At 44.6% G+C, this 21,926-nt stretch carries 16 protein-coding genes and 1 tRNA gene; 11 read left to right on the plus strand and 6 right to left on the minus strand.

The genetic code is table 11. The features are described from left to right. Window positions 1-109 precede the first annotated feature (109 nt). From QUB25_RS08435 to QUB25_RS08460, 6 genes are all read left to right on the plus strand, one after another. Window positions 110-337 (plus strand): hypothetical protein, encoded by a 228-nt coding sequence (locus QUB25_RS08435; RefSeq protein ID WP_333182720.1) that lies wholly within the window; start codon window positions 110-112, stop codon window positions 335-337. 32 nt (window positions 338-369) lie between these two features. After that, a complete protein-coding gene (gene yqeK, locus QUB25_RS08440; RefSeq protein WP_333182721.1) occupies window positions 370-1,002 on the plus strand; it encodes a bis(5'-nucleosyl)-tetraphosphatase (symmetrical) YqeK in 633 nt (210 codons plus the stop codon). A 138-nt stretch (window positions 1,003-1,140) separates the two neighbouring features. Continuing rightward, window positions 1,141-1,560, plus strand: coding sequence for a ribosome silencing factor (gene rsfS / locus QUB25_RS08445; protein WP_333182724.1), 420 nt, complete (start codon window positions 1,141-1,143; stop codon window positions 1,558-1,560). Between the two features lie 2 nt (window positions 1,561-1,562). Continuing rightward, window positions 1,563-2,072, plus strand: a complete 510-nt coding sequence (locus tag QUB25_RS08450) for a CGLD27 family protein (RefSeq protein WP_333040353.1) — start codon at window positions 1,563-1,565, stop codon at window positions 2,070-2,072. Between the two features lie 180 nt (window positions 2,073-2,252). Beyond that, window positions 2,253-3,206, plus strand: coding sequence for an asparaginase (locus tag QUB25_RS08455; protein ID WP_172189952.1), 954 nt, complete (start codon window positions 2,253-2,255; stop codon window positions 3,204-3,206). A 116-nt stretch (window positions 3,207-3,322) separates the two neighbouring features. Next, window positions 3,323-3,399: transfer RNA gene (locus QUB25_RS08460), tRNA-Met, on the plus strand. Between the two features lie 397 nt (window positions 3,400-3,796). On the opposite strand, the gene QUB25_RS08465 is transcribed toward QUB25_RS08460, so the two are convergent. From QUB25_RS08465 to QUB25_RS08475, 3 genes are all read right to left on the minus strand, one after another. Continuing rightward, a complete protein-coding gene (locus tag QUB25_RS08465) occupies window positions 3,797-3,985 on the minus strand; it encodes a DUF2949 domain-containing protein (RefSeq protein WP_333040356.1) in 189 nt (62 codons plus the stop codon). A gap of 230 nt (window positions 3,986-4,215) precedes the next feature. Beyond that, on the minus strand, window positions 4,216-4,599 hold the full coding sequence (locus QUB25_RS08470; protein WP_333182726.1) for a hypothetical protein: 384 nt from the start codon (window positions 4,597-4,599) through the stop codon (window positions 4,216-4,218). 464 nt (window positions 4,600-5,063) lie between these two features. After that, a complete protein-coding gene (locus QUB25_RS08475) occupies window positions 5,064-5,234 on the minus strand; it encodes a hypothetical protein (protein WP_333041716.1) in 171 nt (56 codons plus the stop codon). A 51-nt stretch (window positions 5,235-5,285) separates the two neighbouring features. On the opposite strand from QUB25_RS08475, the gene QUB25_RS08480 reads away from it, so the two are divergent. Next, window positions 5,286-8,195, plus strand: a complete 2,910-nt coding sequence (locus QUB25_RS08480; RefSeq protein WP_333182728.1) for a PAS domain S-box protein — start codon at window positions 5,286-5,288, stop codon at window positions 8,193-8,195. Between the two features lie 123 nt (window positions 8,196-8,318). Here QUB25_RS08480 and QUB25_RS08485 read toward each other — a convergent pair whose 3' ends face one another. Continuing rightward, a complete protein-coding gene (locus tag QUB25_RS08485; protein ID WP_333182730.1) occupies window positions 8,319-8,909 on the minus strand; it encodes a rhomboid family intramembrane serine protease in 591 nt (196 codons plus the stop codon). A 471-nt stretch (window positions 8,910-9,380) separates the two neighbouring features. Here QUB25_RS08485 and QUB25_RS08490 point away from each other — a divergent pair, with 471 nt between their 5' ends. Further along, window positions 9,381-9,758 (plus strand): Mo-dependent nitrogenase C-terminal domain-containing protein, encoded by a 378-nt coding sequence (locus tag QUB25_RS08490; RefSeq protein ID WP_333182731.1) that lies wholly within the window; start codon window positions 9,381-9,383, stop codon window positions 9,756-9,758. 729 nt (window positions 9,759-10,487) lie between these two features. Further along, window positions 10,488-11,312: an SGNH/GDSL hydrolase family protein gene (locus tag QUB25_RS08495; RefSeq protein ID WP_333182732.1), complete on the plus strand. Its 825-nt coding sequence runs from the start codon at window positions 10,488-10,490 to the stop codon at window positions 11,310-11,312. Between the two features lie 158 nt (window positions 11,313-11,470). Here the strand turns inward: QUB25_RS08495 and QUB25_RS08500 are convergent, their stop codons facing one another. Then, window positions 11,471-11,929 carry a hypothetical protein gene (locus QUB25_RS08500; protein WP_333073129.1) on the minus strand — a complete coding sequence of 153 codons (459 nt, stop codon included), beginning with the start codon at window positions 11,927-11,929 and terminating at the stop codon, window positions 11,471-11,473. Between the two features lie 603 nt (window positions 11,930-12,532). Between QUB25_RS08500 and QUB25_RS08505 the strand changes: the two genes are divergently transcribed. Beyond that, window positions 12,533-13,600: a cold shock domain-containing protein gene (locus QUB25_RS08505; protein WP_333182734.1), complete on the plus strand. Its 1,068-nt coding sequence runs from the start codon at window positions 12,533-12,535 to the stop codon at window positions 13,598-13,600. Window positions 13,601-13,650: 50 nt separating this feature from the next. Here the strand turns inward: QUB25_RS08505 and bchB are convergent, their stop codons facing one another. Next, the gene (gene bchB / locus QUB25_RS08510) at window positions 13,651-15,177 is read right to left on the minus strand and encodes a ferredoxin:protochlorophyllide reductase (ATP-dependent) subunit B (RefSeq protein ID WP_242723164.1); all 1,527 of its coding nucleotides are present in this window, start codon (window positions 15,175-15,177) and stop codon (window positions 13,651-13,653) included. Between the two features lie 918 nt (window positions 15,178-16,095). Here bchB and QUB25_RS08515 point away from each other — a divergent pair. After that, window positions 16,096-21,609: an AAA family ATPase gene (locus tag QUB25_RS08515; protein ID WP_333182736.1), complete on the plus strand. Its 5,514-nt coding sequence runs from the start codon at window positions 16,096-16,098 to the stop codon at window positions 21,607-21,609. Window positions 21,610-21,926 lie beyond the last annotated feature (317 nt).

Genomic DNA, 21,926 nt, shown 5'->3' on the forward strand with positions numbered 1-21,926 from the left:
CAACCATTTTGATTAAATTTTTTATAAAAAAGTTTTCTGTTGAATTAACAAAATAATCATAAAAAATCCCAGAGAAAATAGCAGCGGATCAACGACAAAATAACCTTTGATGGCACTGACTAAAAATAGAAAAAATGAGATAATTACCAAAAATAGCAAGTTTATTAGACTAATTGTTCAGGTAGGAACTGTTTTGAATATTCCAGGAGTTACCAGAAAAGATAACGTATCTACCAAACAGCCGATCGCCCCCTTCGCTCCCTTCACCCCTCCCCATCCCAGAAGTCACCACACCCCTGCGTGCCCGACACCGCAGCCGATCGAAACAAAACGCTAAAATAGTAGCTCATACAATTTTGGAGTTAATATTTGACACTTGCACCCGCGCGCGAAAACGTTCTAGCTTGGCTGTCAGACAGAGTTCCTGCTGCCCGCATCAAACATATTCTGGGAGTCGAACAGACAGCAGGTGACTTGGCTCGCCATTACGGCCTCGACGAAGCAAAAGCCCGATCGGCCGGTTTGTTGCACGATTTGGCAAAATACTTCAAACCTCAACTGCTGCTGCAAATGGCCCAGAAGGAAGGTTTAGAGTTAGACTCAGTGTTGGAAGCACACCCGCATTTGCTGCACGCAGACGCGAGCGCGATCGTCGCCAGAGACGAATTCGGGGTGGTCGAGCGAGAAATTTTGGAAGCAATCGCCAATCACACCCTCGGCAGACCAAACATGAGTCAGCTCAGTTGTACCGTATTTGTAGCAGATACTATAGAGCCGAGCCGCGGCAACACAGCTCAACTAGAAGCACTGCGCGAGGCAAGCTTGCAAAATCTTTATGCAGCCGTGTGGCAAACTAGCGATTATTCTCTTAAATACTTGCTAGAAACTCGCTGCTACATCCACCCCCGCACCGTACTTACGCGGAATTGGGCGCTGCAAATGGCTCGATCGCCGGAAAGAGGAAATTCGACAGAAAAGTCGATCGAACAAATCACAAGTTGAAAGTAAAATTCACCAGAAATTCTGTCCTTACTTTTGGCTTCAACCTAACTCCTATTTCCCGTCTCAAACTGCCAACAACCAATGGCTAGTAGCGCACCCATTTCCCCTTACCCTATCACTTAGGAAATTAAACACTGAATGTCAGATCTAACCCAACTCGAATACTCCAGGGCCCAGTCTACAGCAACCGACGGCACCTCCTCAGACGAAGCCCGTGGCATGATCATGACCGTTGCCCAAGCAGCCGATGACCGCAAAGCAGTAGATATTGTATTGCTCCGAGTGGCAGAAGTATGCTATTTGGCAGACTACTTTGCGATCATCACCGGATTTTCCAACGTGCAGGTACGAGCCATCTCCCAAGCGATAGCAGACCAAGTGGAAGAAGAGTGGCAACGCTTGCCACTGCGTACACAAGGCCTATCAGACGCTAGTTGGGTGGTCATGGACTACGGCGACGCAATCATTCACATCTTGAAGCCTCAAGAGCGGGAGTTCTACAATTTAGAAGCGTTCTGGGGACACGCCGAACGCATTGACTTTTCCCCCACGCCGTGAGGATGGCTAATGTGAAAAACGTTTCTGCTTCTATTTGTCCCGTTCCGCAAGAACAGCGACCGATCAATGAATACCAAGAACTTAAAGAATCCTGGTTTTTTAGCTGGGTAACACTCAATTGGCCCGGATACCTGGCCAAACTAGCTTGGGTGTGGGCTTGGAGTTGCTTGGTATCGGGGCCGATAGCTGCTTCTAGCTTTGCTCCTGTCAAGTATCCAGCTCAGTTTGTCCTCAGCGGTGCCGCAGGTGCCAGTTTTATTCTAGGATTAGCTTTGCTGCGGCTCTACTTGGGTTGGTTCTACGTGCGATCGCGCCTTTCAAATCCCACGGTCGTCTACGAAGAGTCTGGCTGGTACGATTGTCAATCTTGGCCTAAAACTCCCGAAGTTTTGCTTCAAGATCAGTTGATTGTCAACTACCAACTAGAACCAATTCTCAGGCGTCTGCGGCAGACATTTTATGGTTTGACAGTATTGCTGGTTGCCGGAGGACTAACTTGGAGTTGTTTGTAATCGGGAATGGAAGGGAGTTTTGAGTTTTGAGATTGCCGCCCACAGCCAACAACGCACACGGAGTGCATGAGTGAGAAACGATCGCAGAAAGATTAACTTTATAACTCTTAACTGGCAGCTCGCAACTCATAACTTCCTGAACCCCAATCTAAAATCTAAAATCTAAAATCTAAAATTGATATGACAAGGGGAAAAAGAACCCAAGCTCCCGAACTGGAAGTCACACTACTGCGCGAAGGTATTGTGGAATCGAGGCACCGCGCCCAGGCCGCTGTCTGCGACAACCGCGGGCGCGTTCTGTCTGTTGCTGGTAACTCGGAAACGGCCTCATTTGTCCGTTCTTCACTCAAGCCTTTTCAAGCTTTGGCGGTGACGGCGACTGGCACTTTAGAACGCTACGAATTGACCGATCGAGATTTAGCGATTATTTGCAGTTCCCATCAAGGTACGATCGAGCAATCGCGCCAGGTATTTAACGTCCTGTGGCGCTGCGACATTGACCCCTCTAAACTTCAATGCCCCATTCCCGAAGGCAAAAAGAGCGCCCTGCAATACAACTGCTCAGGCAAACACGCCGGAATGCTGGCTGTCTGTCAGCAACTGCACTGGCCTATGGAAACTTATTTGCGCCGCAAACATCCCGTCCAGCAGCTTATTTTGGGCAAAGTGGCTGACTTGCTGGCAATGCCTGCCGAAGAGTTTATCAGCGCTCGCGACGACTGCGGCGCTCCTACCTATCTGTTGCAGTTGGGGCAAATGGCGTCTTTGTACGCTCAGTTAGCCTCCGGCAACAATGTGGATATGGAACGGATTGTCCGCGCTATGACTCATCACCCGATGATGGTTGCTGGTGAGGGCAAATTTGACACGGAACTGATGCGCTTGACTCAAGGGGAATTGGTGAGCAAATCCGGCGCCGAAGGGGTGCAGTGCATTGGCCGCGTTGGCGAAGGCATGGGCTTGGCAATTAAGGTGACGGATGGAGGAAAGCGCGCTCAATTTGCTGTGGCGATTCACTTGCTCAAGCAGTTGGGGTGGATTACTCCAACGATCGCCGAAACTCTTTCGGAAACTTACCTCACTCTCAGTGACTTCAAGCGCTTGGAGGTAATCGGGGAAGTTTCGATGCTTTAGGGCGATCGAGACTCTGAGTCGATTTAAGCAACCCCTCCCATAATCTAAAAAGTTTTTTTGATTTAGGGGTTGCAATTTTCAGAAAGATATGTTTATATTAGAGAGAGACAAAGCGACGCGGGATAGAGCAGCCTGGTAGCTCGTCGGGCTCATAACCCGAAGGTCAGTGGTTCAAATCCACTTCCCGCCACCAAATTAAATAAGACACGCCCCGGCAACCTAAAAGTTGGTGGGGTTTGTTTTATGCCGTCTGCGATCGCATCTTCGACAGATTGATAGCGTTTCCGGTTGCACGACGAGTGACATGATATAGAGGACACGGCACTACCGTCTCGAAAGTTGTGGGTAATATTAATTCCGATGCTGCCCGATTTGATATGAAAGCAGTTTATTTTATGCGGCAAAAAAATGAGGACACAGCAGTGCTGTGTCCCTACTGTATATTTATATTTTTCTAATTGGGACAAAATAAGGCCCACCCTCCACCTAAACACTCAACCCTATACTTTTAGACGACCGTTTGTGCAAGCTTTATTTGTCAAAAAATTGCAATGCGATATCCATATTTTTTAACTCAGGATTTTAAATTGCTAAGTCGGCTGAGCTTGCAACCAATCAAAAATTAGGTTTAACTGTTCCAGTGTTACTAACCCGTATTGCCACAGAACCATCGGCAGTTCGCTTGCATCTTGTTCACCGTGTCGGAGAGCAACGGCGATCGCCGAATTCGATATCGCCAACTCCCCCCGCAAATAATCGATAAGTTGAGCCTTTCCCATCACCTTCACCGCCAGTTTTATGCGCTATTGTAAAGATATGTATCTAATCGGTCTGTATCGGAAGTTTAATTGGTCTAATTTTAGGTTCACAATAGAGAACCTTGTGTGATCGAAACCGCACAAAACTTGTGATAAAACTTTGATAAAAAAGCGATCGCAGTCACAAGAACTCCGAGAGTCAAAAAGTGGGTTCCGCGATCGCTCGCTTCAAATGAATTCATTTAAAATTGCTAAAGTCCTAGCTGAAGCTGAACTCCCGCTTCTGTACCGCTGTCGGTTTGTTTTGGAGGTAAAGGATTTCCTTGACGCTGGGCGTCCGAAGGAGTAGTAATAAATTCCAATGGACCCTCGATTTTGAGGCGAAATGTATCGCCCAAGCTTCTTTCCCTTCTAGCAGAATTAGCCGCCGTTTCTGGTACACCAATCAAGTTTTGGTAGTCAGAGTCTAAGGTTCTGTCCTCCACAGTCCTCAACGAGTCCCCAGATAAAGTCGTTTCCGAATATTGGGGCCCTGGTTGCAGTCTTTGTTGGGCGAGAACCGCCGGGGTCAAACCGATAAAAATTGAGCTCAGTCCGAGAGCAGTGCCAAGAGTAGCAATAACTGCGTTCATCATCCATGCCTCCGCTAGTTGCATCCTACTATGCGCTTATTGTACCGAGCCGGAATTAAGTTGCACTCTATCAAAAGTAGCTGCTTGTGGAGATATCAATTGCAGTTGCTGTGAAAACTTATAATTTTCGATCGCGCTATCGGTCAAATAGAACTGACGCAGCAACCGGGTTGAAACGCCAAAATACCTCATTTCAGGTATGAGTCAACCAAAAACTCGATTGGTTTGATTAGCGCGCGTCAGGAATGGAAAAATAGTTAGTGTTGGACACACGAGCGGCGATCCATCGGTGGTTTTTCAAGAAAATAGTTCGTTGCAGACCGCCAAAACGCTAAAAAAACCTGGGTTGGAGATACCAGTTCAAAAAAAAATGCAACTGTCGGCAAATTCTAAACCCTTACAGAATCAGTCTTTCCCAATTCTTTAATTCTTTAATCTCAAATCTATAATAGTATGAGCGTGTAGAGTCAGTCCAGGATTGATACTGCATTCATCTCGATCGCCAATGTTCCCAAAGCTCCCGATCGCGCTAAGATGGCGGTAGCAGTCGTTAAAAATTCAGTTGCCAGCGGCAGATTCCGAGTTATTAACAGCACTTTGCCTACTAAAACCATCTCAACTTTAAAACCTGCGCTCATCAAGTTGTACTTGACCGGAATGTTGTCGGTTCATAATAATTCTGCTTTACCATGCCCATCAAATATCTGACCGACCCGATTTTAAAAATGTCGGGCAAAGTGCCAATTCGCATCGTCCTTGTTGTGCCTTTTGCCCTCCAGACTTTCGCTGCGGTAGGGTTGACGGGGTGGCTGTCGTTGCGGAACGGGCGCATAGCGGTCAACCATGTTGCCGCACAACTGCGGACAGAAGTCACATCGCGTATCAAGCAACATATTAATAGTTATATTGAAACGCCACACCAAATCAATCAGCTCAATCTCGATGCCATCCGTCTCGGCATTTTGAACGTGCAGGATGCTGATAATTTGCAACGCTACTTCTCCCAACAGATCAAAACCTTTGATAAAATTAGCTACATTCAATTCGCCTCTCAACAAAAAGATTTTATTGGAGTTGAACGCCTCGACGACGGCAAGTTGCAAGTTCAAATTTCTAATCAATCTACTGGCTATAACTTTCAAAGCTACGCGCCGTCAGAGTTGGGGGAACCAACCAAGCTATTAAAAACTACTCTCAACTACGACCCCCGCGTCCGACCTTGGTACATAGCTCCGGTGCAGGCAGGGAAACCGACTTGGAGTAAAATTTATACTTATTTTGACGCTCCCAAACTAGCGATTACGGCGGCTCAACCAGTTTATGGCGAGGATAGAAAACTGATTGGCATCCTGGGTTCTGATTTGGCACTTTCCAAGCTAAATCAATTCTTGGAAACTCTAAAAATTGGCCGTTCCGGACAGACTTTTATTGTAGAAAGGTCGGGGCAATTAGTGGCTACTTCTACTCTGGAACCGCCATTTATTGTTAGCAACGGCGTTCCGAAACGAATTGTGGCAACGACCAGCAAGAATGTTCTAATTCGATCGACCGCCCGGTATTTGACAGAACGCTTCGGAGATTTGCACAAAATTGACAAATCTCGCCAGTTAGATTTTACGATCGACGGTCAACGACAATTTATACAGGTGACGCCACTCTCAGACAGCAGGGGCCTCGATTGGTTGATTGTGGTGGCGGTTCCTGAAGCCGATTTTATGGAAAGGATTAATGCCAACACTCGGTATACTGTGGTGATGTGTCTGGGTGCTTTGGTGCTGGCAACGGCGATTGGCGCTCTGACTTCTAGGTGGATTGTTGTACCGATTCAGCGTCTGAGCAAGGCTGCGGAGGCTTTGTCGCGGGGAGAATGGGACGGGATGGCGGTAGATCCCCGCTTGATGGCGTCTGTAGAGCGGGAGGATGAGGTGGGTGTCCTGGCTCGCTCTTTTAATACGATGGCCGGTCAATTGGAAGAGGCGTTTACTACTCTCGAAGATCGGGTAGAATCTGCGATCGCCGACAAAAATGAATTAATTATTTCTCTGAAAAACTCGCAGCAGAAACTGGCTCTCCATCTTCACCAAACTCCTTTGGGAGCGATTGAATGGGATCTAAACTTTGAAGTAGCGGAATGGAATTTGTCAGCAGAAAGAATTTTTGGATACAACCGCTTGGAAGCTATCGGACGCCACGGAGTCGATCTAATCGTTCCTGAAAGTGCTAAGGAGTATGTCAGGCAACTATCTATAACTTTGCTAACTAATAAAGGAGGAGTTACCAGCCTTAACGAGAACATCAGAAAAGACGGCAAAATAATTCTGTGCGAGTGGTACAACACGACTTTGGTTGATGCTGATGGCAGCATCATTGGGGTGGCATCGCTGATTCAGGATGTGACTGAATTTCACAGTGCTGTGGAGAAGTTGCGGGCTAGCGAGGAGCGGTTTCGCCAGTTGGCAGAAAATATTCATGAGGTATTTTGGATTAGAGAACCTAATCAAAAACAGCTACTTTATGTGAGCCCTGCTTGCGAAAAAATATGGAATTTGAGCTGTCAGAGTTTGCAGTCAGAACCGGAGGCTTTTTGGGATGCTATTCACCCGGAGGATCTCGATCGCGTCAAGGCTGCTTTTGCGAAACAGGTGCGGGGCGATTATGATGAGGAGTATCGGGTAGTGCGATCCCCTAGGGGGGGTATGCCAACGGAAGGTTCCGTTTGCTGGGTGCGCGATCGGGCTTTTCCAGTCCGCAGCCAAACCGGAGAAATTTACCGCATCGTCGGTATTGCCGAAGATATTACCCAGCGCAAATTAGCAGAAGAATTCCAACAAGTCGCTCAAACTGCTCAAGCAGCAAGCCAAGCCAAAAGCGCCTTTTTAGCTAATATGAGCCACGAATTGCGAACTCCTCTCAACGCGATTATTGGTTACAGCGATATGCTCAAAGAAGACGCCGAGGATTTAGGCTGCGAAGATTTTATCCCCGACTTGCAAAAAATTCAAACTGCCGGCAAACACTTGCTATCTTTAATTAGCGACATTCTAGATATTTCTAAGATTGAAGCGGGTCGGATGGAACTTTACTTAGAAACTTTCAACCCGGTTAATTTAATTGACGAGGTAGTTTCGACTGTCAAACCCTTGGTAGATAAAAATTCTAATAAGTTTCAAGTGGATTGTGGTAGCGACTTGGGAATGATGTATGCTGACATTACCAAAACTCGTCAAATATTGCTCAACCTGCTGAGTAATGCAGCGAAATTTACCGAAGGTGGCACTATTAGCCTCTGCATTGAAAGAGTTAAACATGACAGCTTAACCACTCAAGAAATAGCAGAACCTTCCGACTCAATAATTTTTCGCGTAGCTGATACAGGAATTGGGATTCCCCCCGAACAATTGCAGCATTTATTTCAAGCTTTTATGCAGGGCGACGCCTCAACTACGCGCAAGTATGGTGGCACCGGTTTGGGATTGACTATTAGCCGTCACTTTTGCGTGATGATGGGTGGCGATATGCACGTTGAAAGCGAGTTAGGTTGCGGTTCGGTTTTTACTGTGTACTTGCCTGCCTGCGTTGAATTATTGGTCAGCAGTTAGTCTTGCTATCCGGGACGCACTTGTTACACAAGAAACCAGGTTTATTGACAAAAAACCTACCCTTTCAGATAAGTTCGGGGCAATAAACTAAGGTGATGATAGGATACACCATAAGTCCTAATCCTAGCTAATTTCCTGTTTCCGCCGCCCCAAAAGTTGAGCTGTTAATACCCCGCCGACAAAGCCAAAGAAATGCGCTTGCCAGGAAACTCCTGGCTGCGAGGGCAAAACCCCCCAAATTAAACTGCCGTAGAAGAAACCGACAATTAAAGATACCAAAATAGATGTAAAGCTGCGTTCAAAATAGCCCCGCAGCAGTAAGAAGCCGAAGTAACCAAAGATTAATCCGCTGGCACCAATGTGAACGGAATAGGGCGCGCCAGTCAGCCAAACTCCGAATCCGCTGACTAGCACAGTGACGGCACTCACGATAAAAAAGTCGCTAATTTCTCGCAGCATGATCAACCAACCCAATGTCACTAAAGGGAGGGTATTGGCGGCTAAGTGAGCAAAACTGCCGTGTAGAAAAGGCATCAACAGGATGCCTTGAAGTCCGTCGAGGCTGCGGGGACGGACTCCGTAGGCATTCAGCCTGCCTCGGAACAGGAATACATCGACAATTTCGATAATCCAGAGGAGGGAGACGAAGCCACCGAGAATGGCGGCGTGGCTTTGCAATTCGCGGGTGATAGCTTTGGTTTCTGGGTTGCTCATGGGTGGTGAGGGCGGTGATACCGATTATTTCTCATTGTAGAAGTTTCTGAGCGATCGCGAGCAAAGATTGTTGGGGCGAGGTTTCAGGGTTTTTTGCAGCAGAGCTTATTTAGAAATATGATAAGTTTTATTAAAAGTTCCGCATTTTCACGTATAGGATAATTCACCTCGATGCGTCACAATTGTAATTGAACTACAAAAGGAGAGTCAACCGAAGGTTGAAGCTAGAACGTAGAAGACAGAATTTTTACCCTATCAATCAATCGTTGGGCTTGAAATGAGGACAGTTTTTAGAGCGCACACCGCCTTTAAAAAAAATCAGGAACTACTTTTCTCGCCCTAAGTCATTAATTTTAAGAAGTTCAATCCGGTAAAGCAAAACGAGATGCTGTAGATACTGATTGTAGATAATATCGCACAAGCTCTACAAAGAGTTCTTGGCCCCTCGTTATAAAAGAGGAACAGAGCAAAATGAACGTATTTGAGCATACAGTCTCCTACCGAACTCTGCCAACTTGGGTAGGATTTGGCAAACAAGAAACAGCCGTTAATGTCGCTACAAATTCTCAACCTTACGGTCAAAAGCCACACTTTGACCCCTTGCATCCGCTAAAAGAATGGCTTGATAACACTGCAATTAAAAGTCAAAAGTTGGCTCGGCTGCTTTGTAAGTTTATTCCCAGCCAGTGTCCGTTTGAGCGAGAAGTCAAAATTGGCGATCGCACTTTATTATCCATTCCGCCGCTGTGCAAGTTAAATCCGCTTTACGAGCAAATCGTTGGGCTGCGCTTTCGAGCTTTGTGTTATTTGGCTGACGAGTGTGGCGAAGATGTAACTCCTTATTGTTAATTCTGCAAAAACTTAAAATTTTCACTGTCTTTTCACCCTCCCTTCTCCTTGTTGGGGAGGGTTTTTGTTTTGTGTCGGCTTTCCAGGAACAAAAGTGCGGTCAATTTCTCGATCGCCCAGTAAATCAGTTTTGAATCAATTCTTTTTTTTGTGATTGATAGTTATCTCAAGGGTGGTTGTTTGGGAGGATTTTGTAGGGAGGAGCCCGGTTAGGTAAAACAACTATCAAGAGAGGATAATAGGTAGAGCGTCAACAGAAGCGTGAACTGCATTCGTAGGATAAGTGGCTATGACCCCTGAACAAAAGGAGCGTTTTAAAGCTTGTGCTAGCTTAAAACCGGGATGCTGCTGGTTCGCCTCTTGCCTAACTTTATTGGGTAATCTCCCAAAAGATGTACGGTTTTATCCCCTCTAGAGCGCTATGAGGTAGATACCATGAGAAAAGTGTCAAGGACATCACCAATCTATGTCGGTTGAGCAGTGGAGTGAGGCAACCCACAATTAAAGTTGAGTTTTACTCCCTACATTTTTCCCAAAATTGATAGATTAGTAATTGAGGCAAATATTTAAGCTATTTCAAGAATATAAGTAAAACTAAATGTCAAAATCACGAACTCGGTAATTATCGACACAAATTATAAAACATTTTACGAATCTAACTAATACCAAGTGTTAAAAAGAACTTTTTTTGCAGTAATTATTGCACTTTTATCTTTTATGGTTTCACTCATGCTATCAGCTCAAACTTCTGAGGCTGTCAATGAACTATATGTATTTGGGGACAGTCTTTCGGATATGGGAATGGTGTTTCGAGCAAGCGGGAGTCAATATCCGCCTCGTTCGACTTACTTTCAAGGCCGTTACTCGAATGGTAAGGTTTGGGTAGAATATCTTGCCGATCGCCTGAAGTTGCAGCCTGAACGAGTCACTAATTTGGCTTATGGAGGTGCAACAACGGGGAGCGATCGCAATAGCCTTGTCCCTGGTTTGTTAACTCAAGTTCAGTCATGGACTAACTCCCAAAAACAGGCAAATCCTAATGCGCTGTATGTACTGTGGGCGGGGGCGAATGACTATTTGCAGGGGGGAAATAATGCGAATATTCCCGTTGAAAATCTGGCGAGGGCGATCGCATCTCTTGCTGGTGTGGGTGCCAAAAATATCCTGCTAGCAAATTTACCCGATTTGGGGCAGTTACCGGCGACGCGAACAGGCACTAATTCTGCAAGGCTCACTGCATTAACACAAGCACACAATCAGGGTTTGAGGCGAACGGTTAAGGTATTAAGTCAACAGCATTCTGACTTAAAGATTGCGACTCTGGATGCTCATGCGCTTTATCGGGAAGCCATTGCTTCTCCGGCTAAATATGGCTTGACTAATGTGACGAGTGCGTGTTTATCGGGTGGAGGTGTTTGTGGTAGTCCCGATCGATTTTTGTTTTGGGACGGCATTCATCCGACGACGGCTGCACACAGGATTTTGGGAGAAGCGGCGTCGGCTGTTGTGCAGGAAAGCGGGCTCATTAAATCGGAATTGGAGATGCTTCGGTAAACTATTTTAAGGCTTTCCCGGCGATCGCCACAAGAGCGGGATGCTCCCAGGTTAAATTAAACAAACTTTCGTCTGCCTCAGCAGAAAAGCCAGATATTTTGTTAGATACCCGGCTTTTTCAAGAAGTCTGGGCTTGAAAGAGCGATCGCATTTAAATACTAAAGGGAGCGAATCACTCGTTGTTCGAGAATGCGTTTGCCTTTGTTATAAATACTAAGGCTGGCTCCTGTAACAATGTAATCGTAGGTGCCATTTTTTGCCACGTAACCAGTCCCCTCTTCAGTACGAGCACGCAGGGCGATCGTGCTGCCGTTACTCTTTTTAACGCCATAGTAATATAGTTGATTGGCGTGGTTGTAGCACAGATAAATGCGAAAGTTGCTGGTCTCGAAATAGTTTTCCACTTTCTGTCTTTTGCGAGCACAAAAATCCCTCACCAGTTTTTGGGGGGTGGATACATTAGCTATTTGTATGGTTTCAATCGGAGACTGAGTGCGAGACGCTGTTGGTGCAGTGCTTGTGTTCGATTGTCCTAGAGCAAAGGTTGCCGCTGGATTGCTGGCAAATAGCATTAAACCGAGTAAGCTGGTTTGTGTGAGTCTTGCTGTGAAGTTCATAAGTCATTCCTTTAAAAGATGTTGATGCGTCTAACCTAAATAAGTTGGATTGATTAGGGCGATCGAACAGTACAGTTTTCACAATTGGCCTCACGGAGGAAATCCTTGGATACAATTTCCGTTTCCCTTGAGCTCGCGCACTATTCTCAATAAGTTTTTAGGGGCAGGCTAGAAGCCCGCCCCACAAGAGGATTGGATGTATAGTAGAAAGCTCGTTACTGAGAATGATATTTTTCTGTGAGTTTCCCTGCAACTGACTAGCCGACGGACAATTAAAAAACTGGCACTTTCGATTGCTGATAAGACTTATGTACTAACAGGCGATCGTGAGGACAAAGCAGAGAATTGTTTTAAATCTTGTGCGCCAACTGCGGGCGCGGATGCTAGTTTTCATCAATTTCGATAAGTGCGATCGGGTAGTCCTGACTCTGCAGGACTACCATTTTATTATCTTTGGATTGGCTTATAATATCTAAGGTATACTTATTTGATCAATCAATTGTAGCAAATACTCTTTCAAGCTGATCCTAAAGTTACGAGAGAGTTAATCATTTTCCGATAAAAGATACTTTCTCAATCCTTGTTCAGTATTCGAGGCAAAAAATGGGGGAAATTTCAGAGACAAGCCGTTTTCAAGGACGAGTGGTAAAAATTCTTAGTGATAAAAGAGGCGGATTCATTTTACCAGATGATAAAAGTGATAATCTTTATTTTATCGCTTCACAAGTTGAGAACGAGAAAATTGAAACTTTGAAGCCAGGAGATCCCGTTACTTTTACTGTTGGCAAAGGCAAGGAGGGCAAGGTAGTTTTTGCTAATAAAGTAAAATTAGTTAGCGCAGAAAAGACTAATAAGGATTGTACCACAGAAACTCGCTTTCATGGTCATGTCAAAAAAATTTTTATCAACAGGCAATCGGGTTATATTACACTTGAGGGTAGCACTCAAGATCTCTATTTTATTGCCAAGCAAGTAGAAAAGAATAAACTGGAAACTTTAAAAGTAGGCGATGCAGTTACCTTTACCATTGGTGAGAGCGAAGATGGGAGACGATTTGCCAATAGAATCCAACTTATTAATTTTGACCAAATAGAGCAAAATGATACTCCTGCTGAGTTGAACCCCACTCCTATCACCTGTGATGAACTTAAAAACCAAATAATTGAGCAATTTAAGCGAATAGTACATACAACCAGTTCAAGTGAATTTGAGGACTTGACTTTTTTATTACTGAAAAATTTGGGCATCCATTATCTCTATCAATATGACAAGAGAAACCAAGCTGGTAGAGCCGATGGATTTTTCATTATTGGCAACCTTGCAGTAATGTATGATTGCACGCTCAGGGAGGGTTTTGAAGAATATAAGAAAGACCAAATTGAAAACTATATAAATAAGCTTGAGCAGGCTCAGTTGACATTTAACCTTAGATCTTCAGACGGTGTACAAAAGAAAAAAACTCTGAGGATTGATGGCAAAAGCAAACAAGTTTGGATTATTACTCTAGGTCAAACGCGAGAAATCAGTGATTACGGTAATATCAAAGTTAAGGAAGTTTCGGTAAATCATCTTATTTGGCTACTTCAAGAGAGATTAAACCGAGATGTGATAGAAGAAGATGATTTAGCCCTTAATCTACTATCTCGTATAGAAAAGGTCATTCCTGCTTAAAGCTATTTTGCATTTTGAGTAAGGTGGGCAAATGCCCACCTTACAACTAACTACGCGCCGACAGATTCCTTCGCTGCGTAAAGCACCTCAACGGTAATCTTATCAATCCCCCGATCGCGCGCAAACTTCTCAGTATTCCGCTTCACCTTACCCCGCACAAAACCAGGGATTTTATTCAACTCAGCTTGTCCATCCTTCGTCCAACCCATATCAGAATCAGCCGAAATACCCTTCGTAATCACTTCCTTAGTATCGTGGCCGCCGAAGATTTCCAGCAAGTGGTCTTCCATTCCCAAAGTGAAGGAATTGTACACCAAATCTACGCACTGATTCGTGCCTTCATAACCCAAAAATGGCTTGTAGCCGATCGGGAAATTTTGGACGTGAATCGGTGCAGCAATTACGCCGCAGGGAATATCCAACCGCTTACCAACGTGGCGTTCCATTTGGGTGCCGAAAATTGCCGAAGGTTCCGCTTTGGCGATCGCATCTCCAATCGCCCCGTGATCGTCTGTCACCAGCACTTCATCGCAATACTCGCTTACCTGTTCCCGGAACCAGTCAGCGTCGTGTTTGCAGTATGTTCCTGCCCACACAACGTGGATTCCCATTTCGCGAGCCAAAATCTTCGTCATTGCCGCAGCGTGGGTATTATCGCCAAATACGACGGCTTTTTTGCCCGTTAAGTTTTGGCAGTCGATCGATCGCGAAAACCAAGCAGCCTGCGACACAAACCGAGTTTGTTGGTCAATAAAATTTTCGTAATCAACATCCGCACCTTGAGCGTTTAAAACTTGCTGAATCTTGCGGATACAGCGCGCCGTTTCCACCACACCCATCGGCGTAATATCCACCATCGGCGTACCGAATTCTTTTTGCAAATACTCCCCGGTCATCATCCCCAATTCCCGATAAGGAACCAAGTTAAACCAAGCGCGGGGCAGTCTTTTTAAGTTGTGAACCGAAGCACCTTCGGGAATAACTTCGTTGACTTCAATGCCCAAATCTGCCATCAAACGCTTCAACTCGGTGCAGTCGTGCTGGTTGTGGAAACCCAGCGTAGACATACCGATAATGTTGACAGATGGTTTTTCGCTTTTGGCTTCTACTAAATCGCCTTTTTTGCGGGCTTTATTAATGTAAAATTGGACGATTTGATCCAAAGTGCGATCGGCAGCTTGCAGTTCGTTGACGCGATAATGGTTAACATCCGCCAGCAATACGTCGCCTTTGGCATCCAATTGAGCTCTCTCGACGAAGTTTTCCAAGTCTTCTTGCAGAATGCTGGAGGTGCAAGTCGGGGTGAGCACGATTAAATCTGGGTGCTCTTCTCTGTCTTTGCGGGTGATGTTGTCCACCACCCGTTCCTGCGAACCCCGCGCCAGTACGTGTCTGTCAACGACGCTGGTAGTTACCGGGGTGAAATCCCGTTCCCTCTCCAGCATCGAACGCATGACGTTAAAATAGTCGTCTCCTATGGGTGCGTGCATGATCGCATGGACGTTTTTGAAGGAAGTGGCCACGCGCAAAGTGCCGATGTGGGCTGGGCCTGCGTACATCCAATAAGCCAATTTCATAGGTATTTTTCCTGGTGCTGGTTGAGAATTGCCCGATCGGGCGATTACTGCTAAATTTTAAGGTTGTTTCTGATTTTCTCACCGGATGAATCCTTGAGAAATACTAATTTTCTGAGAATTTACAGAGTTAGGAAATGCTCAAACCCTTTGCCTGCTTGGGATTTGACTCGCAATTCAAACAACTTTACCTGGGTTTTATGGCAATAATTCTTAATCTTTCCTCAAATTTTCTTAAGAGTTAGGCAAATTTGATTAATGTAGGGTTCGCTGCCGCGCACCAGACAAGGTGCAATAATTCTGAATTTCTTGTCAAATTTACTCTGGTCAAACGGTCAGTTCGTATTGTTAATCGATCGGTCAAAATAGATAGAACTGAAGGAAATTTCCGATTCCGAAGCAACACTTACTTCACTCAGCACCTCGGTCGCGAATTATAGTTAAGATTTGCACCGGCCAGTTTTTTTGAAGCACCGCAAATTCATACCCGATCATCGGAAAAAATAAATCTTTCAGCACTTGCATATTTTCACCAGATGTGATGGCGAGGGGTTAAAATCAAGCAATTGCTTGGAAACTGAGATGATTTAGTTGTCAGCGTGGCGATCGAGTATTAGAGTAAATCCTTGCACAACTCCTGTATTTGCGCTCTTGTTAACCTAACTGCTGAGGTAACGAAAGCCCCAGCGTGCTTTTGTCAGCAGTAGCTCTTTGCTGTCAAGGCCTGCCTACCCACACATCCCAAAAGATAGCTCTTGAGCGATAATGAAGAATAACATAGGATTTACGAAAAGAAACCCGATTTACACGAAAAAATCTTGGGTTTGTCAACGACTAGCAACGAAGGAACCGGGTTTCTAGCCCGCCGCGCGTCAGTCCTGTAACATTGACCAAGCACACCTAATTTGAGAGAACCCAACTATGATGGCAATTCCCGGCGTTGCAGTTCTCGCTCTCATTTATGAAAGCAGCACTTCCCTGGTTTACCGCGGCCACAACGAGCAGAACAACCAACCTGTTATTATCAAACTTATCAAAGAAGACTATCCGACTCCTGAAGAACTGAATAGATACAAGCGCGAATATGAGATCACTGCCAACTTAAGCCTGTTGGACGGAGTTGTTAAAGTGTATAAGTTGCAACAGGTTAGAAATAGTCTGGCAATGATCTTAGAAGATTTTGGCGGGGAATCTTTAAAGATATTTATGGGTTCCCAAAAATTTACCATTTTAGGATTTCTGACTACGGCTATCAAAGTTGCGGAAACTTTGGGCGAAATTCACGGAAAAAATGTAATTCATAAAGATATAAACCCTTCTAATATAGTTTTTAATCCTGCTACAGGACAAGTAAAACTAATAGACTTTAGCATTTCAACTGCATCCAACCTGGAAAAGATCCCGACTAAAAATCCCAATTTTCTAGAAGGCACTTTAGCCTATATGTCGCCCGAACAAACCGGCAGAATGAACCGGGTAGTCGATTACCGCACCGACTTTTATTCGCTCGGCGTGACCTTCTATGAAATCCTGGCAGGACAACTCCCTTTTTCCACTACAGATCCCATGGAGTTAGTTCACTGTCACATTGCCAAACAGCCAGTACCTCTCGCTGAAATTGCACCAGAAATTCCTCAAACTGTTTCAGATATTGTGATGAAATTGTTAGCAAAAACTCCTGAGGAGCGCTATCAAAGTGCTTGGGGACTAAAAGCTGATTTGGAATCCTGCCTGTTTCAGTGGCAAACATCTGGGGTTGTTTCTGAGTTTCCTCTCGGGCGCCAAGATATTTCCGACAAATTTCAAATACCTCAAAAACTTTACGGCAGACAGCGAGAAGTTGAAACTCTTTTAGCGGCATTTGAACGGGTAGCAGCAACAAATAATCGAGGCTACCGCACCGAAGATTCCCAAATTTCTGTCATCAAAAAAGAGAGCAAATCGAAAAAAGAAAGTCCCTTGTCAGTCCTGGCGAGAGGACAGCATAAATCCCGCAGCGAGATGATGCTGATTGCCGGTTATTCCGGCATTGGCAAATCTGCAATGGTGAAGATTTTAGACAAACCTATTACCCGCAGGCGTGGATACTTTATTTGGGGAAAGTTTGACCAGTACAAGCGGACTATTCCTTACTCTGCCGTTGTCAGCGCTTTTTCGGAATTGGTGCGGCAACTGTTAACTGAAAGTGAGGCTCAATTAGCAGTTTGGCGCGAAAAACTCCGCAGTTCCTTCGGTCAAAACGGACAAATTATTATTGATGTTATTCCCGAAGTTGAACTAATTGTCGGAGCTCAGTCTCCTGTAGCTGAATTGGGACCGACGGAATCTCTGAACCGCTTTAATTTAGTATTTCAAAATTTCATTCGCGTATTTTGCCAGCCAGAACATCCGCTGGTCATTTTTCTCGACGATTTGCAGTGGGCTGATTCGGCTACTCTCAAGCTGATCGAATTGATGATGACAGATGAAGCTACGCAATATCTGTTTTTAATTGGTGCTTATCGGGATAATGAAGTTAGTCCTACTCATCCTTTAATGATGACAGTGGAGACACTGCGAAATCAGGAAGCTATCATCAATCAGATTGCTTTGTCGCCGCTGGGGGTAGAAAACATAACTCATTTGATTGCGGAGACTTTGCACAGCGATCGAGAATCTGTCAAACCGTTAGCTGAATTGGTAATCAGCAAAACCGACGGAAATCCTTTTTTTGTCAATCAATTCCTGCAAACATTGTATCAGGAAAATCTGCTAGTTTTTCACCCGCCACAGTCGGGTAGTAAAGGCGGCTGGCATTGGGATATGACTCAAATTGAACAGTGCGCTATCACTGACAATGTAGTAGATTTGATGGTACAAAAATTGAGAAAACTGCCAAGTTCAACGCAGCAAGTTTTGCGTTTAGTGGCTTGTTTGGGGAATGAATTTGACTTGAATACTCTTTCTTTAATTCATGAAAAAGAAGCCTCGGAAACTTTTTCTCACCTGTTGCCCGCCATTAAGTCGGGATTGATTCTGCCAACTTCGGAATTGGAAAGCAAGTCATTAGATTACGTGCTGTTTCCGCTATTAATTCTGAATTATAAATTTTTGCACGATCGGGTACAGCAAGCAGCTTACGCTCTGATCGACGACTCGCAAAAAAAGGCAGTTCACCTGAAAATAGGCAGGCAAATCCTAGAAAATACCCCGGCTGAATATCGCGCTGACAGAATCTTTGAATTAGTCGATCACTTGAATGTGGCTCGATCGCTAATTAAAGACGATCGAGAATTAATTGAACTGGCAACGCTGAATTTAGACGCCGCCCGCAGAGCCAAAGATGCCACTGCTTATGTTGCTGCCTTGCAGTATTTGACCGCAGGCATGGACGGTTTGAGCGCCGATATTTGGGATGCCCACTACGATTTAGCCTTTGCCTTGCACATGGAGCGGGCAAATGTTGAGTATTTAAACGGTTATTTCGAGAAGTCTGAAGAATTTATTAATATAACTCTGGAAAAAGCGCGATCGCCCTTAGAAAAGGTAGAAATTTACAACCTGCTGATCGTGCAGTACACCCTGCGGGCGAAGTACGAAGAAGCCGTTAAAGCCGGAATCCAAGCTTTGGACTTGCTAGGCATTGACTTGCCGCTAGACGGGCTACAAAAAGTCATATCCGAAGAATTTGCAACAGCTACAAATATTTTAGCAGGTAGAGAAATAGCTTCCCTAATTGACGCCCCCGAAATGACTGTACCCGACAAAAAAGTTGCCGTCAAATTAATTACAAACTTGCTGACATCCGCGTACCTCAAAAATCCCGACTTGTGGAAAGTCAGCGTTTTAAAAGGAGTCAATCTTTCTCTACAATACGGTTTAGTACCCGAAGCCTCTCTTTGCTATGCTGGCTACGGTATGTTCTTAAACGCAGTTTCGGGAGATTACAAAGCTGCGTATCAATTCGGCTTGCTCTCGCTGAATCTCAGCGAAAAATCTGGCAATATCGGCTTGAAGTGCAGAGCTTGTTCATCCCTGGTCAGTATTTTTTATTACTGGTTCAATCACATCAAAGATTCCCACGCAATCAGCAATGAAGGATATCAAGCAGCTTTAGAATCAGGAGATTTAGAGTATGCGGGTTATATTCTGTCCAACCGCATAGCTAACTCATTTTTTCAAGGTAAAGAAATCTCGCAAATTCTGGCAGACACGAGCAGGTATTTGCAGTTCAGCCAAAAAACCAAAAATCAGCTCGTAACCGATATATTATTAGGGGTAGAGTTAATCCTGCGTAACTTGAGCAAACTAACTCCTGAAAAGTTTGTATTTGAAAGCGAAGATATCAGCGAAGCTGAATACGTACACAACTGTCAAGCTCATCAAAATTTGTACTCGCTCTGCCTTTATCAGATTCGCAAATGCCAGGTAATGTACTGGTACGGCAACTTCAACGAAGCGCTACAACTAGCTTTTGAAGTAGAAAAACAGCTATCTTTTATTACCGGAGCGATACCGGCTACCGAATGGAATTTTTTCTTTTCTCTAACTTTAGCCGCCGTTTTCCCAAATGTTTCAGAAGAGAAGCAAAAGGAATACTTGGAAAAATTAGAGGAAAACCAAAAACAGATGAAAATTTGGTCAGATAACTGTGCCGAAAATTTTCTGCACAAGTATCTTTTAGTACAAGCAGAAATAGCCAGAATTTCCAAAAAAGATTCAGAAGCTGTAGAATTGTACGATTTCTCTATAAATTTAGCCCAAGACAATGAGTTTGTCCAAAATGAAGCGCTAGCTAATGAACTAGCAGCTAAGTTTTGGTTGAGTAAAGGCAAGTATCAATATGCCAAAATTCACTTGCGCGAAGCTCACTCGTGCTACTTGCGCTGGGGTGCAGTTCGCAAAGTAGAAGATTTAGAACAGAAGTATCCGCAGTTGCGGGAAATGACGCCGCTCAACGGAAGTTTTAACAACAATCAAACTACCACAACTATTCATACTTCTACTGGCAGCGATGCGAGAGTGCTGGATTTGGCAACGGTAATGAAAGCATCTCTGGCGATTTCTAGCGAAATTGTCCTCGATAAGTTGCTGGCTTCTTTGATGAGAATTTCCTTAGAAAATGCAGGTGCTCAATTAGGTTTTCTGATTTTAGTTAGAGATGGTCAACTGTTGATTTCAGCTAAAGCGTCAGTATTTGCTGAAGATGTAGCTGTGCTGCAATTTACGCCTGTTGGAGACTATCATGATTTGCCAGTAACGGTGATTAATTATGTGGAAAGAACTCGCTCGGATTTGGTGTTGAGCAATGCGGCGGCTGAGGGACTATTCACAGCAGATCCTTACATCGCTAAACACCAACTCCAATCTATTTTGTGTACTCCAATCATCAATCAAGGCAAACTAATCGGCATTCTTTATTTAGAAAACAATTTGACTGTCGGAGCATTTACTCCCCACAGATTGGAAGTTTTAAGGTTGCTTTCTTCCCAAGTTGCTATTTCTTTGGAAAATGCTCTGCTTTACAATTCTGTGGAACAGAAAGTGCAAGAGCGGACGCAGGAGTTAAATGAAAAGAACGAGCGTTTAGAACAAACTTTGCGCGAACTTAAACTAACTCAAGCTCAATTAATCCAAACGGAAAAAATGTCGAGTTTGGGGCAAATGGTCGCTGGTGTAGCTCACGAAATTAATAATCCTGTAAGTTTTATCTACGGCAATCTTAATCCGGCTAGCGAATACGTTAAAGACTTGCTAAAATTGATTGAGCTTTACCAGCAGCACTATCCAGAACCTGCTGATGAAATTCTAGAAGAAATAGAAACAATTGAGCTGGAGTTTTTGAGCGAGGATTTGCAAAAGCTGCTGGATTCCATGAAAGTAGGAGCGGAAAGAATCCGGGATATTGTGCTGAGTTTGCGGAATTTCTCTCGCCTCGACGAAGCGCAAATGAAGTCGGTAGATATCCATCAAGGCATCGACAGTACGGTGATGTTGCTGCAACCACGCTTGAGAAAAGAGGGCGGGCGTTTGGGAATTGAGGTGATTAAAAATTACAGCCCGCTACCACTAATTACTTGTTATGCGTCTCAGTTGAATCAGGTGTTTATGAATATTTTGACAAATGCGATCGATGCTCTCCTCGTCGCAAGAGATGCCCCGGAAAACTCTCATCAACAGCCTACGATTACAATTTCTACAGAGGTGACAGACAGGAATTCTGCCATAATTAAAATTGCCGACAGCGGGCCGGGGATGAGCACTGAGGTGCTGCACAAGATATTCGATCCATTTTTTACAACTAAGCCGGTGGGTTCGGGAACAGGTTTGGGATTGTCTATTTCTCACTCGATTGTTGTGAGTTCTCACGGCGGAAAATTGACTTGCGTTTCTGCACCAGGAGAGGGGAGCGAGTTTATTATTGAAATTCCGATCGCCCCCAGGCAAGTTTTGTAATCGGCACCACTCACTATTAACCAACATCCCCAAATAAATTCCAGTTAGCAACTCTTAATAATCCGGTCACGCCTTGCGTTGTCATATCAAATCTGTTAGCATCGGAATTATTCCTATCTCTCTTCTTTTCATTTGCGTGAATCAGCGTCAATCCCTTGTCATCTGCGGTTAATAACTTCTATTTTTTTACCGCAGATGAGGGCAGAGAAACACAGATTAACGCAGATGAATTAGAGAAATTATGGTTGCACAGTCTGTGATTGTTGACGCTTCGACGAAGCTAATCTACAATCGCTGTTGAAGGAATTCATAAAATT

It is taken from the genome of Microcoleus sp. B3-D7 (assembly GCF_036705305.1).
GTDB lineage: Bacteria > Cyanobacteriota > Cyanobacteriia > Cyanobacteriales > Microcoleaceae > Microcoleus.